Annotated in this window: 17 protein-coding genes; 6 read left to right on the top strand and 11 right to left on the bottom strand. The window is 39.0% G+C overall.

The features are described from left to right. Nucleotides 1-19 precede the first annotated feature (19 nt). Nucleotides 20-1,528, bottom strand: a complete 1,509-nt coding sequence (locus ABZP26_RS16535; protein WP_368485756.1) for a diguanylate cyclase — start codon at nt 1,526-1,528, stop codon at nt 20-22. Nucleotides 1,529-1,753: 225 nt separating this feature from the next. Here ABZP26_RS16535 and ABZP26_RS16530 point away from each other — a divergent pair, with 225 nt between their 5' ends. Both ABZP26_RS16530 and ABZP26_RS16525 read left to right on the top strand, forming a co-directional pair. Continuing rightward, on the top strand, nt 1,754-3,544 hold the full coding sequence (locus ABZP26_RS16530; RefSeq protein ID WP_215522194.1) for a M61 family metallopeptidase: 1,791 nt from the start codon (nt 1,754-1,756) through the stop codon (nt 3,542-3,544). A gap of 159 nt (nt 3,545-3,703) precedes the next feature. Next, entirely contained in the window at nt 3,704-5,875 is a 2,172-nt protein-coding gene (locus ABZP26_RS16525) for a S46 family peptidase (RefSeq protein WP_368485755.1), read from the top strand. 1,020 nt (nt 5,876-6,895) lie between these two features. Here the strand turns inward: ABZP26_RS16525 and ABZP26_RS16520 are convergent. Further along, nucleotides 6,896-7,789 (bottom strand): response regulator, encoded by an 894-nt coding sequence (locus ABZP26_RS16520; protein ID WP_024601604.1) that lies wholly within the window; start codon nt 7,787-7,789, stop codon nt 6,896-6,898. 97 nt (nt 7,790-7,886) lie between these two features. Here ABZP26_RS16520 and ABZP26_RS16515 point away from each other — a divergent pair, with 97 nt between their 5' ends. Continuing rightward, nucleotides 7,887-8,687, top strand: a complete 801-nt coding sequence (locus ABZP26_RS16515) for a chromosome partitioning protein ParA (RefSeq protein ID WP_368485754.1) — start codon at nt 7,887-7,889, stop codon at nt 8,685-8,687. A gap of 636 nt (nt 8,688-9,323) precedes the next feature. Then, nucleotides 9,324-9,638 (top strand): DUF4437 domain-containing protein, encoded by a 315-nt coding sequence (locus tag ABZP26_RS16510; RefSeq protein ID WP_368485753.1) that lies wholly within the window; start codon nt 9,324-9,326, stop codon nt 9,636-9,638. A 170-nt stretch (nt 9,639-9,808) separates the two neighbouring features. Here the strand turns inward: ABZP26_RS16510 and ABZP26_RS16505 are convergent, their stop codons facing one another. The 7 genes from ABZP26_RS16505 to ABZP26_RS16475 form a co-directional block, all read right to left on the bottom strand. Then, a complete protein-coding gene (locus tag ABZP26_RS16505) occupies nt 9,809-10,777 on the bottom strand; it encodes a hypothetical protein (protein ID WP_010388886.1) in 969 nt (322 codons plus the stop codon). Between the two features lie 74 nt (nt 10,778-10,851). After that, nucleotides 10,852-11,121 carry a hypothetical protein gene (locus ABZP26_RS16500; RefSeq protein ID WP_075170199.1) on the bottom strand — a complete coding sequence of 90 codons (270 nt, stop codon included), beginning with the start codon at nt 11,119-11,121 and terminating at the stop codon, nt 10,852-10,854. 134 nt (nt 11,122-11,255) lie between these two features. Then, nucleotides 11,256-11,792: a hypothetical protein gene (locus ABZP26_RS16495; RefSeq protein WP_368485752.1), complete on the bottom strand. Its 537-nt coding sequence runs from the start codon at nt 11,790-11,792 to the stop codon at nt 11,256-11,258. Nucleotides 11,793-11,837: 45 nt separating this feature from the next. Beyond that, a complete protein-coding gene (locus ABZP26_RS16490; RefSeq protein ID WP_368485751.1) occupies nt 11,838-13,148 on the bottom strand; it encodes a hypothetical protein in 1,311 nt (436 codons plus the stop codon). A 208-nt stretch (nt 13,149-13,356) separates the two neighbouring features. After that, entirely contained in the window at nt 13,357-13,767 is a 411-nt protein-coding gene (locus tag ABZP26_RS16485; RefSeq protein WP_368485750.1) for a hypothetical protein, read from the bottom strand. Nucleotides 13,768-13,893: 126 nt separating this feature from the next. After that, nucleotides 13,894-14,286 carry a hypothetical protein gene (locus ABZP26_RS16480; RefSeq protein ID WP_368485749.1) on the bottom strand — a complete coding sequence of 131 codons (393 nt, stop codon included), beginning with the start codon at nt 14,284-14,286 and terminating at the stop codon, nt 13,894-13,896. A 123-nt stretch (nt 14,287-14,409) separates the two neighbouring features. Then, nucleotides 14,410-15,135: a hypothetical protein gene (locus ABZP26_RS16475; protein WP_368485748.1), complete on the bottom strand. Its 726-nt coding sequence runs from the start codon at nt 15,133-15,135 to the stop codon at nt 14,410-14,412. A gap of 206 nt (nt 15,136-15,341) precedes the next feature. On the opposite strand from ABZP26_RS16475, the gene ABZP26_RS16470 reads away from it, so the two are divergent. Next, nucleotides 15,342-16,613, top strand: a complete 1,272-nt coding sequence (locus ABZP26_RS16470) for an O-acetylhomoserine aminocarboxypropyltransferase/cysteine synthase family protein (protein WP_368485747.1) — start codon at nt 15,342-15,344, stop codon at nt 16,611-16,613. A gap of 68 nt (nt 16,614-16,681) precedes the next feature. Beyond that, nucleotides 16,682-17,341, top strand: coding sequence for an NADPH-dependent FMN reductase (locus ABZP26_RS16465; RefSeq protein ID WP_368485746.1), 660 nt, complete (start codon nt 16,682-16,684; stop codon nt 17,339-17,341). 16 nt (nt 17,342-17,357) lie between these two features. On the opposite strand, the gene ABZP26_RS16460 is transcribed toward ABZP26_RS16465, so the two are convergent. Together ABZP26_RS16460 and ABZP26_RS16455 are read right to left on the bottom strand one after the other, a co-directional pair. Further along, entirely contained in the window at nt 17,358-17,546 is a 189-nt protein-coding gene (locus ABZP26_RS16460) for a DUF1289 domain-containing protein (RefSeq protein ID WP_016900157.1), read from the bottom strand. A gap of 14 nt (nt 17,547-17,560) precedes the next feature. Next, nucleotides 17,561-18,076 (bottom strand): hypothetical protein, encoded by a 516-nt coding sequence (locus tag ABZP26_RS16455; RefSeq protein ID WP_028834563.1) that lies wholly within the window; start codon nt 18,074-18,076, stop codon nt 17,561-17,563.

Raw genomic sequence — 18,076 nt, 5'->3', positions numbered from 1 at the left:
AAGGTAGAAATGCATAACACTATTTACTAATGCACAGACGATCCCGGCCTGAATTTTTAGCATCGTATAAAGCTTGATCGGCTCTATCAAATGCTTTTAGAGGGGTATCACCCTCTTTAAATTGGGTTGCGCCTAGCGAAACAGTAATTTCAATTTGTTTGTCTTTAAATTTAAACGGTATCTTTTTAATAGACTGTCTTAATTTATTGAGGTGCGCTGTCGCGTTTTCAAGTGAAGTGCGTGGCATTAATAGCACAAACTCTTCGCCGCCATAGCGTGCAATAAAGTCTGATTGCCTAATCGACTTTTGCAGCGCTTTAGCAATAACTTGTAAAGTAATATCACCCGCGGTATGGCCAAATCGATCGTTGATTGATTTAAAATGGTCGACGTCTATAACAACTAGCGTTATGTCTGACGGTTGTTCGTTAAATAAATTAATTTCGTGGTTGTAACGCTCATCAAATGCCGCGCGATTAGGCAGTTTTGTCAGGCTGTCGAGTAAGCTTTTAAATCGTTGCTCATTTAAACGTTTTTTATAGTTACTGACTTTGTTTTCTAAGCTATTAATTCTTTCATTTATTTGCGTAAAGCTGGCAACTAAAATTCTGCGATCTTTTTGTTCGAGTTGCTCTTTTTCTAAAATATCTGCACTGAGTGAGCGTAACTCGTTTTCAACTAGCTGCTTTAACGCTGTGATTGAGGTCGCATTTTTTGTTTGTGTATTTAAACTTTCTAGCTTTTCACCAATGCGTTGATTTATTGAGTCAAATTCAACATTCATTGATTCAGAGTGTTCACTGGTTGATACCAATGAGCGATGCAGCTCTTCAAGTGTTTGGTTTAATGAAGCTAAAAAGCTTTGCGCTGATTCACGTTCAACGTGAATACTTTTAACAATTAAAGTAATCACATCTATTGCGGCATCAAGTAACTGATCAACGGCTTTATTTTTAGCAATGCGTTTTCTTATTAAATACAGTGATTCGTTGGCTTCTTCTTCTAGTACAAGCTCACTAACTAATTTAAACAGCTTTTCAGTGAGTACACTTAGATTGGGTGGTTCAAAGGTATTATTGCTTTTAGCAATTAAAGCTTGATGATAAAAGGTGATCAATTGGTTTAATATTGGGATAAACCCATGCACCGATTGGATATCGTCAAGTTGGTTATCTAATAAATGACGCAGCGTTCTGCGGGTTTCGTCAGGCAGGCCTTTCGTTTGTTGTAACTGTTTTCCTGCATTTTGTACGCTGGTTAACAGGTCGCGTTGATGCGCTAGTTGAATCGCTTCCTGATTTTTTAGCAAGGCCAAAATATCATCTACCAAAGGAGAGAAGTCTTCAAAATCCATTCCTTTGTTTAATGCGCTACGGAACTTTGCTAGGCGGTTATCAAGCTCAATATCAAGTCCTTTACAGCTTAAAGATAACTTAGCCGCAAAGTTAGAAAGGGTGTCAACTTGATGTTTACGAGCGCTTTCTATTACTTTTCTACTGTCGATTGCTTGTTTTAGTTTTTGTTCCACCGTATTGGAGCTCCTAGACACCTACACACCATTATTTTAATACCTTTATTGGTTTAGTTTACAACAAAAACATATTAATAGTAGGTATGAGATCAAAAACTTAATGTTTTTAGCAACAAAATACGAACGATCTTAAATATAAGTGTATTTATCGCTTTTAATTCACTTTTAAAATGGGTCTTGTTAACCTTGGTACAACAATACGTTATATAAAAAAGAGCCTTTATGAAAAAGCTACTTGCCTTATCAATTTTAGCTGCCTGTTCAGCACCGGTATTTGCCGACGTTAATTACGCTTTAAACATTTCTCAGCCAGAGCATCATTTAGGTGATGTGAACGTAGAATTTCCTAAAACGGCGCAGTCTTTCTTAGATGTGAAACTTCCAGCATGGCGCACTGGTCGTTATGAAATTTTAAATCTTGCCAATGGCGTTCGCTACTTTAAAGCCAGTGATGATGAAGGTAATGCATTAAAGTGGGAAAAGATTGACCACAGCACATGGCGCGTTCATTTAAATGAACCCACTGAAGTAAATATAGATTACCAAGTGTATGCCAATGAGCTAGGTAAGCGCGCCCGCCATATTGACGACAGCCATGCCTTTATTGATGCATCAGGCTTTTTTATGTTTAGCGAATCATTTCGCCAAGAGCCAGTAACGGTTGAATTAAACGTCCCCAAAGCATGGCGCTCTGTGTCAGGCATGGAAAATTATAAAAATAAGCACAGCTTTAAAGCCAGTGACTACGATGTATTAGTTGATTCGCCAATCGAAACCGGTATTAACGAGCTACGTACTTTTGAAGTTGATGGTCGTGAGTACGAACTGGTGGTATGGGGTGAGGGCAATTACGATATTGAACTGATGCTAACCGATTTGAAAAAGCTAGTGGCTACCGGCAATGTGATTTGGGACAGCTACCCGTATGAACGTTATGTATTTATGGTACATGCTACATCAGGCGCAAGCGGGGCAACTGAGCACTTAAACTCAACGATTATTCAGCGCCCACGCGACCGCTTTGCTAAACGTGAAGACTATTTAGGTTTTATAAGTACTGCAGCTCATGAGTTTATTCATACCTGGAATGTAAAAGCGTACCGTCCTAAAGGGCTTGCGCCATATGACTACACTAATATTAATTATTCAAAATTGCTATGGATAGCAGAGGGCTCTACCAGCTATTTTGAAGATCATTTATTAGTGCGTTCGGGTATTCAAACTAACGATGAGTTTTTTAAAGTATTAAGCAAAACCATTAACCGCCACCTCACAACACCGGGGCGTGAAGTGCAAAGTGCCAGCGAAACCAGTTTTGATAAATGGATAAACCAAGGCGGCGATCACGCACGTAACTACAGCACTAATATTTATCTTGAAGGTTCATTATTGTCGATGGCGTTAGATATCGACCTACTTGAAAATAGCCAAGGTAAAATTAGCTACAGAGATGTACATAAAGCGCTTTATAAACAGCATAAATTACCGGCAGGGTTTACTGAGCAAGACGTACTGGCTATTTTAAAACAACTATCAGGGCGTGATTACAGCGCGTGGTGGCAGGCAAATGTTAGCTCACCAGCCAACCTTGATTTTGATGCACTGCTAGCAAAAGTAGGTTTAAGCTTTGAATTACCAGAAAAAGCCAAGGCCACACCAAGCTTAGATGCATTTACTAAAAATACTGGCGAGTTACTTACGCTTACCCATGTACGCCGCGATGGTGCAGCATGGCAAGGCGGCTTAACCACCGACGATAAACTCGTCGCTATTAATAAAAAGCATGTAGGTAAAGACTTAACAGCCAGCCTAGAGACCTTTAAAGCAGGCGATAAAGTCACTGTTGATTTTATTCGTCGTGATGCATTAATGTCGACTGAGCTTGTGTTGTCTGAAGATTTCGATAAACCTAAAAAAGTGGTTGCGAATAAAAATGCCACTGATGAGCAAAAAGCATTATTTAAAGCATGGATGGGTGTAGCGCATCCAAATGATGTGAAAAAAGACGACTAACATCGTTTATCATATTGTTTAAAAAGGAGCTTAGGGTACAAACCCTGAGCTCCTTTTTTGTTTATTGAGCGCTATATTGTAACAATTTATCTCAGCGTAGTTGACCTTACTCATACTTAATGAGTAATCTGCAGGTTCAATAATAAAAGGGATTCTATAATGCGTTTAAAACCTCTTGTTGCCACTTTGGTAGCAACCTGTTCACTGGCACTTTCTTCTGCGGCCAATGCCGATGAAGGTATGTGGCAACCTCATCAGCTACCAGAGCTGGAATCAATTTTAAAAGCCAAAGGCCTTGAAATCAGTGTTGATTCAATTTCAAAATTAACCGAATTTCCAATGAATGCGGTTATTAGCTTAGGCGGATGTACAGCCTCGTTTGTTTCGCCAAAGGGCTTAGTTGTTACTAACCATCACTGTATTTATGGCTCAGTGCAATATAATTCAACGCCTGAAAACAACATACTTGAAAACGGCTTTTTAGCAAAAACACCGGCTGAAGATTTACCTGCTGCGCCAGGTTCGCGTGTGTACGTTACAGAAACAGTGACCAACGTGACTGATAAAGTAATTAGCGGCACTAACGAGCTAAGTGCAAAAGCACGCTACGATGCGTTAGAAAAAAATCAAAAAGCCCTCGTTGCAGAGTGTGAAGCCGATGAAAGCTACCGTTGTAATGTATATTCGTTTCATGGTGGTTTAGAGTTTTACCTTATTAAATCGCTGGAAATTAAAGATGTACGTTTAGCGTATGCACCTGCTATGGGCGTAGGTAAATACGGTGGCGATATCGATAACTGGATGTGGCCGCGTCACACAGGCGATTTTGGTTTTTACCGCGCCTATGTAGGTAAAGACGGCAAACCAGCAGAATACAGCGAAGACAACGTACCGTACGTGCCTGAGTCTTACTTAAGTGTAAGTGCTAAAGGCGTGCAAGAGGGTGATTTTGTCATGGTTACTGGCTATCCAGGACGAACCAATCGTTACCGTATTGCGGCAGAGGTCGATTATGTATTTAACGACAGCTACCCTAAAGCGCGCATGCACAATACTAAATACGTGTCACTTATTGAAGAAAACTCAGAAGATGGCAGCAAAGCGCGTATTGCTTACGAAAGCACCATAGCTGGTTATAACAACTACATTAAAAACTATGGCTCGATGATCGAAAGCTTTAAAAAAGGCACCATGTTTGAGCGTAAAAAGCAGTTTGAACAAGAACTTACAAGCTGGATAAACAGCGATAGCGAACGTAAACAGCGCTACGGTAATGTACTTAATGAGTTATCAGCACTTGTTGCACAATCGCAAGAGCACAGTGAGCGCGACCGTATGGTAGGCTATGTTCACCGTTCACAAATGATCAGCACGGCACGTCGTTTATACCGTTTAGCTTATGAAAAACAAAAGCCAAATAGCGAGCGTGAATCGGGTTATCAAGAACGTGATTTACCGCGTATTAAATCGGGTTTAGAGCGTATGTCACGCCGCTTTGACGCAAACGTAGATAAAGCCATATTACTGCACTTTTTAGAGCAATATGCAGCATTACCTAAAGCAGAGCGTTTTAGTGAAATTGATAAAGCCTTTGCTTTAGAAAATGGGTTTGATAAAGCAAAACAAAGTGCATTACTTGATGAAATGTACGCTAAATCAACGCTTGATAACGAAATTGTACGTAATTCATTATTTGAGCAAACGCTTAGCCAATTAAACCAAAGCCAAGACCCATTCATGCAATATGCAAAAGCCATATTCACGGTAATGAAAGCTGAGGAAGATAAGTCAAAAGCCCTTGCAGGTAAGTTACAAGCCGCTCGCCCAGAGTTAATGAGTGCGATTATTGCCTTTAATAAAGCGCAAAACAAACCGGTTTACGCCGATGCAAATAGCACATTACGTGTAACTTACGGCACGGTAGGCGGGTATTCTCCGCAAGATGGTTTAGTGGCCACGCCGTTTACCTCACTTGAAGGGTTACTGGCTAAAAACACCGATGTTGACCCATTTAATGCGCCTAAAAAGCTGCAAGAGCAAATTAAAGCCAAGCTTTATGGTGATTACACAGGTGGCATGAATACCGTACCGGTTAACTTTTTATCAAACGTAGACACAACTGGCGGTAACTCAGGTTCACCAACACTAAATGGTAAAGCTGAGCTGGTGGGTTTACTGTTTGACGGTGTGTACGAAAGCATTATTGGTGATTGGGATTACAACCCAGAGCTAAATCGCTCAATCCATGTAGATTCACGCTACATGCTGTGGGTAATGGATAAAGTAGATAACGCCCAAAACTTATTAGACGAAATGAAAATCGTAAAATAAGAAGCAGTTAAAATAACAAAAAGGCGCTTACCTTAATCGGAAGCGCCTTTTTTTGTTTAAACATTTTCGGCGATTAATTTAACTTAGGGTACGGGCTACGGGCTACGAGGTTCGGGCTGCGGGCTACGAGCTGCGAGGTTCGGGTTGCGGGGGGAGTTAATTTGTTTTTAGCAGTAAGTATCTTTAGTAGCAGCGATTTTATATCGCGTCAGAGTTAAGCCTAAATAAGTATTTACCACCGAGAACACAGAGTTAACAGAGAAATACTTAAAAGATATGAATCCATCTCTGTGCAGCGCAAAGCGCCTCGGGATTCTCTGTGGTGAAAAAACTGTTTTTAGCAGTAAATGTCTTTCGTAGCAGCGACTTTATATCGCGTCAGAGTTAAGCCTAAATAAGCATTTACCACCGAGGACACAGAGTTCACAGAGAAATGCTTAAAAGATATCAATCCATCTCTGTGCAGCGCAAAGCGCCTCGGGATTCTCTGTGGTGAAAAAACTGTTTTTAGCAGTAAATGTCTTTCGTAGCAGCGACTTTATATCGCGTCAGAGTTAAGCCTAAATAAGCATTTACCACCGAGGACACAGAGTTCACAGAGAAATGCTTAAAAGATATCAATCCACCTCTGTGTAGCGCAAAGCGCCTCGGAATTCTCTGTGGTGCAAAAATTGTTTTTATCAGTAAATGTATTTCGTAGCAGCGATTTCATATCGCGTATTTATGGACATTAGCATTTTACTCGCGCCTCGTAGCTCTCACTTCTCTTTGTTAAATAAGGTCTTTAAGTGATTTATGCACAAAGAGGGCGAAGAGACGCTGCGCTTTCAGAGGAAGGTATAAAACAAGGTTGTTTGGTGGTTTAGGTTACTAATTTGCTGCTCATTCACTTCTCTTTGTAGAATAAGGTTTTTAAGTGATTGATTTACAATGAGGGTGCAGAGACGCTGCGCTTTTTTAGGAGCAAGGTGTTTTTTAATATAAACTTTTTAATAATGGTAAATACGTGCGTTTAATTTACTAAATGCCAACCAACATAATTTTACCTTGTGCCATGCCCTCAAGCTGGCAGCTAAAATCAATGCGCTTTTCAGCAGGTGTTTTATACAGCAAAGTGAGTTTACGAAAAGGCGTGGTAATCACTTTGACCGTTTTGATTTGTAAACTAACGCGTGTTCGTTTGTCTAAAAAGGCAAAAGCCGTTTCCGTTAACGCTTTTTTACATGCGCTTAATGCTGTATTCGTTACAACGCCTGACAATATAGAGTTACTGATATCTTCAGCCGACAAGCTGCTATAGCCACTTGCCATTACGCAGGCAGCATAAATATCAAGTATGGCAATGGCACGTACTTTTTGACTTTTTGGATCCTCATAAACAGCCATGACGCAGGGTACTTTAGACTCATCAAATACCTGAGGTTGAATTGTGTTTACGATTAAGGACTGACTTATATGTTTATGAAACAATCGTTCTAATTGCGACAGTTTTGGTAACGCTAAATCACTGTTTAATTCAATTTCATCAGGGATGATTTCGTTATTTTCAACAAGCTGTACTAAAGGCAATAATTTATCGTGTAGTTGCGCGTCTGTGAAAGGCTTTGATAATACAAAGGATGCACCAAAGCTAATAGCTTCTTCAATTTGAGACTTTTCATCAACGGTGGTCAGCATTGCCACTATTATATTAAGTTGCCTTTGCTTTATTGCACGTAATAACGTAACTCCACACATATCAGGCATATGCCAGTCTGTAAGGACAATATCGGGGTGCCAACTACCAATCAGCGTTAACGCAGATTTAGCATTGTTGGCTTTTTCTATTAATAATTTTCGATAGCCAAACTTTTCCAACCCTCGGCGTACAATTTCAAGTGTTGCATGGCTGTCATCCACGATAAGTATTTTCACACAGGTAACTTTTTTTTAATGTTGTTGTTATTATGGCAGATTTTTTTCACAGCGCTAAACTCTAGTAAATAAACACTTAATTTAAGATAACTAAATAATGCCATATGCCGTTTTTCCGCCAGAGGTTTATCATTATATTGCTATAAATTTTGGGCTACTTATTTTAGCCGCGTGGTTTTATATTCTTTTACTGATACTCAGAGAGTTTAGGGCTTTTGCGTTGAGTATGGTTAAAAGTAACGGCACAATGGATGATGCGACGTTAGCTATGTGCAGAGAGTCTGTTGACAATGCCATGAGCTATGTTAACGATAATCGAAAAACTATCGCTGAGTTAATCAGTGTACAAATGCTGTTACAACAACAATTAACAGAGGTTACTTCATCAACCAAAGATCATGTTACCGAAAAAGAACAACAGCTAATTGATGATCTCAATAAAAAATTAAAACGCTCGCATCAGTTAATTCGCAAACTAAAAGGGGATCTCGATAAAAGTGTTGAAAAATTAAAAGTTACCCGTCAAAAGCTCTATGCACAATATGATGCAGTGACTGTGCTTCAAGAAGAAAAAGACCAGCTACAAGCAGATTATGAAGCGCTTAAAACCGCAAGCGAAAATAGTGATAAAACATCAAGCACAGATACATCCTCAACGCCCGATCAAACAAGACTACTTAACACTTTAAACGAATATAAAAGGCAAATTGCAGAGCAAGACCAACTACTACAGCAATTGCAGTTACAAACAGACGGGCCAGAAAGTAGTGAGGAGTTAGACACACTCAAGCAAGAGCTAGAAAAAACGCAGTACGCACTTAAACACCTTACAAAAGAAAAAAAATTCATTGAAGGGCGCTATTTAGAAATGATGAAAAATAGCAAAAAGCCAAGTTAGAATGCGTTATGGTTATATTTTCTCGCTTCCTGCTTATTTAGTTATCTTTGTAGAATTAGATTTTGAAATCATTGATTTACAAAGAGGGCGAAGAGACGCTGCGCTTCTAAAAAACAACACTGTGCTTTTCACTCATGCTTTAGCAAATATTGATGTGTTGCATAATTGATTGATTGTTTTTTGTTAATTAAAGGCTGAGATGTAAATGATTAAATAAACCTTATTTAAGGTTTTGTCGCACTGGCGACAGCAGCCAAAGAGGGGCTACCGCTGGTCCCTCTCTGGACACTCTCAGCGCACCCGAGCGTCACGCTTTATCCTTCATATAAACCATTGCTTGAACGTAAGCGGCGTATATTCACCATCCTTGGCGAAGTTACGCCTTGTATTTCATCCATGGAATACATTACTCAGCAATACCTTATTTTCAGGGCGTGATGAAGGGGGAAATGTTAAACGTAACATGGGTAGTCACTTTTTACTTCGGTCTATTACAATGAAGCCCAGTAAACAAAGGCAACCTCAATTATTATTAGTGTTTTGCATTAACGATTGGCAGCAAAGTGCCAGAAGCAGATGGTCAGGAGTTATAATGTCTGAAGTCAAGATTTGACCCCTTTGGCTTCTAAAGAGTCGATGACTAAAACGGGCGTCAAAATAACCTATTTGTGGGGTAGCCTTGAAGAAGGTGAATTTAGAGGTGCACTTCTCAAATTTCCACCAGGTGTATCAGCAGCACTGAGCAGTAAAGCAAATACACTTCACGCTGTATTAATCAAAGGAAAGATAGCCTATCAAACAAAAAGTAGTTTAAAGGCACTTAAACCCGGTAGTTATTTTGGTTCAAATGGCCTACATGCTCACCAACTTTCTTTCAACGATGATGATGAAAGCTTTATTTACGTGCGAAGTGATGGTGAATTCGACATTATATTAAACCCTAAACCCTAAATTCTAATTTATATCAATAAATGCAAGGCGGTCGTTACTTGAAAGTTACGACAGCCTTGGATAAACACAAGTCATGTCAATATTAGAATTTACTGAATCAGCGTTGTTCAAATACACTGGCTCAGTATGAGTTGGTAGTCGTTATTGTTATATTGCCTATGGTTTGATCATTAATAAGGGTAAAGACTGCCATTTTGATAAATGTTTGCCAGCCAGTCATTCACGATAGTGTTGGCTTCACTGAGTTCAGCCTGTGAAAGCTGAGGGTATAGCCGTTGCTCAAACCATGCATAACGATTATATAGTTCACCGTTTTCCGTTATTTCCATCATTAGGCGATTTAATGCGTACGACTTTGCTAAGCTATTACCGCTGATTTGTTGCGAATGATACAAAGCCGACAATTTCATTAACGCTTTTTCACTGCCATGCTGGGCTGCTTGCTCTAAAAAAGCGATTTTTTGTAGCTTGAATGCATCGCGCTTTTTAATGTACTCATCTCTGTTTTGTGTTTTAAAACCTTGTGATTGCATATAAAACTCTGCTGTTATATCAGCAAATGTTTGTTGCGCTGCAACAGATCCGTTTTGCGCTGCATCATAAAAATATAAATAAAACTCACGACGTTGCTCCTGATTAATTCCACTACAGTAATCAAATCTTTCTAACGTAGCATCAATTGCTTCACCTGCATCGGTATAATCAGCTATGGCTTCTAGCTTTGCTTGTAAGGCAAAATCATCAATAGGGGCAGTAAAGCAATATCTTAAATTGGCTGCAACAATATACTTTGCATCAATATCGCCTTTGCCAGCCTTATTTTTTAACTGCACTAAATGTGTTTTTAGTTGCCCTTGTTGTTTCCAGCGAGGAATAGCCATTACAGCAAGTTGGTTATTTTGATCTTGTATGCCTTTTTCTAAAGGGGCGATAGTGTTTTTATCGGATAAATCATCGAGTGTTTTTTGTTTTAAACTAAGGGGGGGAGTTGTTTTTAATGTATTTGGTTCCTTTACCACTGAGTTGAGAGGTGAAGAGTGCGATAATCGGCCATTGCTATAATTTAGTGCAATCAAAAGTAATATTAAGGCTAAGCATAGGCAAAGTAAAACACCTAAATTTTTATTATTTATTTTCAAAGGCTTGGTACCTTTTCTTTACGTTAAGTTAAAACAGATTAAATTCCTATTATTCTAAGTTAGCATGTTAGTTATTAAATAACTTCATCTTCATTAGCTGGATCACCACTCTCATCTTCGCTTTTAATTTGTTTTTGCTTCATTCTTTCAATTTTTTTTATTTCTTGAGGAGGAATAGGGTAGATTGATATTAATGGAAAAAAAGCTAAAAAGACCAATGCCCCCTTTGGCATTTTTTTGCTCCAAGTAACTAACTTAAACATTCCCTGAAAAACTACTAAGGCGAGTAACATTCCACCCAAATAATAAAACACTTCAATATCAATAGCGTTGAGTAAATCCATTTATCGCTCCATCTTGTTATAGTAACTCAATGGGGAGAGTGCTGATGATATTCAAGAGTTAAATGATTTTTGGTACTCATTTACTACTCATTGCTTTCTCTATGTTCAGATGGTTTTAAGGACATTGTCGGAGTTTAGGTGTTTGTCATATTCCTGGTTAACATTTGATAAATGCTTATTAAATAAGTTAAAACGATAACGCAAGAGATAGCTAAAATACTACTGTTAGGGAATAAATACCAAGCGGCTACAATTAAAATACTTCTTAGCACAGCATGAATTAAGCCAACAGGGTGTTTAACGATCCAAGAATACACTACCCAATGAAGTCCTAAGCCAACGCCTAAACTCAAAGGAACAAATTCAGGTGCATTTAAAAGTAACGGTATATGGACAGCCCAAAGAAGATTAACCATCACTATGCATAAACCCATTAGTTTTGCTAAAGGATTGGATGAGGAAACTAAGTTCTCTTTTCTAAATTTAGCAATTAATAAAGCTATAGGGAAAATACCGCCTGTTGCAAAAAGTAGAATATATATAGAAATATTTGCGCTAAATTGTGTACTTAAAAGCCCAACTAAACCCCAAATAATGGTTCCAGCAACCGGCATTGAAATAGATCTGTTTGAAGATTGTTCAAATTCTTTTCTGTATTCATCTAATGTCAAAATATCCTCTCCTTGCTTGAGTAATGCTCCGACTGGAAGCGCTTGTTAGCTGTCTTTCGTTAGAATAACGTTCATTTCACGGTAAAATTCAACGGTTGATTGTGGTGATGAATGTCCCTCTATTGAGGAGTACCATGATTGACCAATTTCGAAAAGGTCAGCAATATATTGAGCCTTTTGTCGCCATTCATCGTTTCTTTCAGGTGCAAGTAATGGTAGCTGAATAGCAAATAAATTTAGTGGCGTAATATTCCTAATAGCAAATTTTGCTTTTTCCCCTAGATCATATGCTTCAATAATTTCTAATATCGTCAAAGACCCTAAATTCTCAAAGCACATACCAAACAATTGTTCTCTGATTTTGAACGGCGTATCTTTACGTAATGGTGGTAAAAGATTATTCTTAGGATGAATATTATTTTGAAGCATTATTCTCAAAGTCTTTAAAACTGATTTTACTGTGTGTTCGTTAAACATCTCAAACACTGAAACCTGCGAAACAAATTGTTCCCAACACATGAGAGCATTAGCAGCAAAACCATTGTTGTCTATGAGACCATCAAATCCTTCTTTTTTTGCAGATAATGCTGAAAGATAAAATTTCTTTTTCAATGTATCTTGGGGCATTTCCTTGAGTTGCTCTTCTGTAAAATCACAAGCCCGGCCAAGCTCAGGTCGATTAGCCGCAATCTCGATCATTTTTGTTATTTCTGAAGATATTCGTTCAATATTAGACCAATACATTCTAGGCCAATCTGATGGATTAATAATGCCATTTGCATCAGGTAACTGAGAAGGGGGGATTCCGATATCAACTAAATCTGGCCTAGCTTGAACACCTTCTAATCCAGTAAGGGCAATATAGAACATCATATTTCCGTTTACCCATTCGAAACGCTCTAAATCTTTAGAAGTAAGTTTGCGAGTATCGGTTGGAAAACCTCTTTCATTTATCCAATCAAGTTGGTCTTGCTTCAGGTTACCTGTAGCAGTTTCCCAACTAGCATGAACAATAGCATTACGAATATATTTTATTGCTAGATAGTCGTCGAACACTTTCGCCTGAACATTGATCCCTTTTTCAACGAAAACCTCTCGAAGATTCTTTATACGATTTTCATTAGATATACTCGAAGCAAAGTACTCATTCAAAATATTAAAGTTATCACGTTCACACCACCTTTCTAGCATTGCTTCTATGCTTCCAATCATCATAATTGAATAAATTCTACAGAAAGAAGCGTTGCATAAATTGTGATGTTCATTGCGAAGAGGATGTGTAAGTAGAGCTACACGTGCTTCTTTAAGATATATGAGATCATCAGAATATGTATCAGTAAATTCATCAACTTCCATTATTATGCCTCAGATTATTAGTTATAAAAACTCACAGCTAACGCCCTGTTAAGGGGTGAGCAACGCAATACAGATGCCGCCGCAAACCACCTTAAACACTAAAATCAACGCATAGTAAAAATGCCACGCGTTGCGAATCCCTCTTAAACAGTTTGTTATATGGTTGGTGGTGCCATAAAAGATGCATCAATAATTGAATTTATCTACATTAAATCGACAAAGTTGACTCTTGTTGATGAAGAATGAAGAATGAAGATGGATAGCGAGAGCTAACAGGCTTGAAGCCATACTTTATACAAAAGTCTCTTAGATGTGCATTTCCAATATCTTCAAACGCAATAATGTTCCAAGGGGATTTTTCTGACACATAGTTTAGTAATGACTTAAGCACACCTTGATTCTGAAGCTCATCTGCCAAGTATACGCTAGCGATAGTTAAACAAGGCTCGTTAATGTCATTGGTATAGTTTCTAAAAAGCAGCTGAATTCCTTTTGATTCAAAATCACAATCTTTCCAGAGGGTTGGGACTTCTTCCTGCAATTTAAGCCAACGTTTTATCTGCTTTTTAATAGTTGGTTTTTCACATAACTGCCACATTTTAAAATCGATAGTCTTCACTGAATTACCTCGTAGTTGAAAAACCATATAACGCCTCATTAAGAGGAAATTTATAGTTGGCTAAAATGTTGAACGCAGTGAAAACAGCCAACTGTAAATTTTCCTGCTTTAATGACTTGTTATGTTTTAGTTACTCTTAAGCCACTCACATTGCTTAATAAGAGTATCTAGAGTAACAGTTATATTTTGCTGTGCTGCTTTAACCCATTCACGAGGGTCAGCCCAACCTAAAGCTTTAATTTGTGCCGATTGAAATAGTTGTTCATCAAAGCGATAGATACAGTTAGCTGCTTTTTGCCATGCGTGAGATAGCTCTTCTTCTTTGCCTCGGTCTTGCTCTGCGTTTAATTCTCTACGGTTGTATAAATAACCTTTAGTTAATATGGCAGCTTCAAGAACAACATTTATAGCTTCATCTCGGTCTTTTAATTGTTGCTCAGTGAGAAGTTTTTTATCTTCCCAAAACTTTAAACCTGCAATTAATGCAGTGAAAGTTGCTGGAATTATAACTGCTGGCATCGATACTCCTTTAAAACATAACGCCGCATTAAGCGGACAAAAATAGTTGGCTATAATTTGTGAGGCACGAACAAAAGCCAACTGTTTTTGTTCCGTTTAAATGCCTTGTTAGGGCTTCAACTGCTAATACTTTTCGTGATTCATTAGAGCTGCTATATGCCTCACTTCATTTGCATTACTGCGAATTCGTTTAGCTTCTTTTTCAAAGTTTTCTATAACAGTAATAGAAGCCAGATCTTCATTTAATTTAGTAATAGACATAATTAAGTTAAATAGAACCCATGATGCATCAATCGCTAAATCAATAATATTATCGTCAATATGTGCATCTCCGCATTCTCTATTTCTAATTTCTCCATGCCAGCTTGGATTCCTAATAAACATAGCGGTGTCCCCTAATGGTACTAAGTACCCATGAAATAACGAATGCCGATAACTCATTAAATCTTTTGCTGCACATGCCGCAGTTTTTAAAACATCATTTGCCTTGGGTGTTAAATCGTCACTACCATTTTCTAATACCTCAACCCACTTATGAGCGGAGCTTTTATCTGTTGAAGGCCTAACGCCATCAACCTGTTCATTTTGTAAAATCCATACAGCTCTTTCTAAATGGGACTCAAACATTCCCCAAGTAACGGCAAACACACCTATTTTTTGCTGTGTTTCAATCGAAATGCCAAGCTCTTTAACTTTCAAGGTAGCCAACAAAGCGTTTTTCGTATGTGTTGGAAGTTTCACCGAACTCTCCTTGAGCCCTAACAATTTAATAGTGCGCTCATCGCGCATATTCATACCAGCGCTGCGCTCATTTTCTTTTACATATAGTTTTAACAAATTACCTAACATATTACTATTACTAAGTTTTTATTGTGTTTAATAAATACTTAGAGGAGTAATATGCGCGATTGGCTCATTTTCTTGAATATATGGGCGAACGGTAGAATTAGATACAGCATCCAATCAAATTACTTCAACATTCTTTAGTATATTTCATGTGCATTTTGTAACCATTAAATGCTACGTTAGATGTAACTATATTGAAGGAATAAATTATGAAACTTGAGTCTTTAGCGTTGCACCATGGTTATGAATCTGAAGCCACGACTAAATCGGCAGCGGTGCCGATTTATAACACCTCTTCGTACACCTTTGATAATACGCAGCATGGTGCTGATTTATTTGATTTAAAAGTGCCGGGTAATATTTATACTCGCATTATGAACCCGACCAATGCGGTGCTTGAGCAGCGTATTGCGGCGATGGAAGGCGGCATTGGTGCGCTGGCGGTGGCCTCGGGTATGGCGGCCATTACTTATGCAATTCAATGTTTATGTGAGGTGGGCACTAATATTGTGAGCACTAGCCAAGTATACGGCGGCACTTATAATTTATTTGCTCACAGCTTACCGCGCCAAGGTATTGAAGCACGAATGATAAAAGCCGATGATTTTGACGGCTTTGAAAACGCCATTGATGAAAACACCCGTGCGGTTTTTTGCGAATCAATTGGTAACCCAGCTGGGAATATTGTCGATATTGCTCGCCTTGCGAAAATTGCCCACAGCAAAGGGGTGCCTTTAATTGTAGATAACACTGTGGCTACGCCGTATTTATGTCGCCCATTTGAGTGGGGTGCCGACATTGTGGTGCACTCACTAACTAAATACATTAACGGCCATGGAACCGCTATTGGCGGCATGATTGTTGATTCGGGCAAGTTTGACTGGAAAGCCAATGCCACCCGTTTTGCGATGATGAATGAGCCTGATCCGTCATACCATAATGTAGTGTATACCGATGCGTTTGCTGAGGCGGCGTTTATTGGACGTTGTCGCGTTGTACCCCTTAGAAATACCGGTGCGGCGCTTGCGCCTAAAAACGCCTCTGATATTTTAATTGGCCTTGAAACGTTAGGGCTAAGAATGGATCGCCACTGCGAAAACGCGCAAAAAATTGCTGAATACCTAGAGAGCCACCCTAAGGTGCTGTGGGTTAATTATGCGGGATTAAAATCAAGCCCGTATAACGAAATAAGCCAAAAAATTACCAATGGTAAAGCGTCAGGTATTTTAAGTTTTGGTATTGCCGGTGGCCTTGAAGCCGGTACGCGGTTTATTGATGCTCTAAACATGATTTTACGTTTGGTTAATATTGGCGATGCTAAATCGCTGGCGTGTCATCCAGCATCTACCACTCACCGCCAATTAAATGATGAAGAACTGGCCAATGCGGGCGTTAGCCGCGATTTAATTCGTTTATCGGTGGGTATTGAAAACATTGACGACATTATTGCCGATATAAGCCAAGCGCTTGATAAGGCCTAAATTGTACAGTAAATACCTCAAACTTTTTTGAGGTATTTATTTTTGTAATCAAAAAGGAGTGCCGATACATGAAATTTTTAATTTTTCTCGGTTCGGTTAGAAAAAGTAGCCCACCTAAGCCTGCTCGTTTAGGGCAAAGGGTAGCAAAAGCATGTGAGCGTTGTTTGCTTGAGCATTACTCTGAGCATGAAATAGAGCTTATTGATCCGCTCGATTACGATTTAGACCCTGTGTTTAAACCGCACTTTGCCTATACGCAGGCTGAGGTACCTAAACAACTTGATGATTTAGCAGCAAAAATTAAAGCCAGCGATGGCTTTGTTATGGTGAGCCCTGAATATAATCATTCGATAAGTCCGGCACTTGCTAATTTGCTAAACCATTTTGGTAGTTCTTTATTTGGCTATAAACCCAGCGCAATTGTAACCTATTCTGCAGGGCAGTGGGGCGGCGTGCGCGCTGCTGTTGGCATGCGCAGCTTTTTAAGTGAACTGGGCTGTTTGCCGGTATCAGCAATGATCCATGTACCAAAAGCGCAGGATGTGTTTATTGAAAGTGGTGACGCAAATAATGCGGCAGAGCAAACATCATGGGATAGCTATTTTTCGCGCACCTTTAATCAATTAATTTGGTGGGCAGAAGGTGCTAGCAAACAACGTGAAGCGTTAGACCCTAAGCGATTAAGTAAAGACTTTAAACGTGACCCATCACAACGTAATGCGCCTTAATGGTTATAAATTTAAGCTAGTCTTTTTTGGCATCTTCACGAGGGGAGGCCAATATAGCTTGCTTTTGCTCATCGGTTAAAATAATCCAGTCGAATATTTCGTCACTTGTGCGCCCGCACCCAGTACAGTAGCCATTCATTCTATAACATTCACCGATACAGTCTGTTTTTAAATGAGTGGATTGTTTACTGGGTGTTAGGCGCATACATTCTCTCGTAATTATTTAGTGGCGACGGGCTTTCCTACTTCTAACGAGGTAGACCAGGTTTTAATTTTTGATAAGGTTTTGCTGGTATAAACAGAAATAACCGGCGATTTATCATCAAGTACAAAGGTGGTGCGCAGAGAGGTTTCCGACTCTTTTTGTGTTTCTAACCAGTTGCTATTTTTTGTTAGACATTGGCGAGTGAGCTCAACGGCTTGTTGATGCATGGCAACGGCTTGTTGTTGGTCTTTGTAGTTTTCTTGACAGCGATAGGTCACGGTTTGATTGTTAAAGCTGGTTACTTGGCAGTTATTGCCAAATACGTTGTACTTTGCGCTCCACACATCTAAATAAGGTGTTTTTACTTTGGTGTCTTTTAACGCTGCAAAGCGATTGTCATAGGCGGCAATCAGCCCATCCATTTTTTCGCAGGGAGTTAGGTTATCTAGTTTAGCTTTTTGTTCAGTGGTTAAACTGCTACAGCCAGATAAAATTAGGCCAGTTAATACCAGCGATATATAGGTTTTCAT

This window comes from Pseudoalteromonas sp. SD03 (genome assembly GCF_040937955.1).
GTDB classification, from domain to species: domain Bacteria; phylum Pseudomonadota; class Gammaproteobacteria; order Enterobacterales; family Alteromonadaceae; genus Pseudoalteromonas; species Pseudoalteromonas tetraodonis.
Note: the sequence above shows the minus strand (reverse complement) of the source record. Positions and strands in the feature narration are given on the sequence as shown.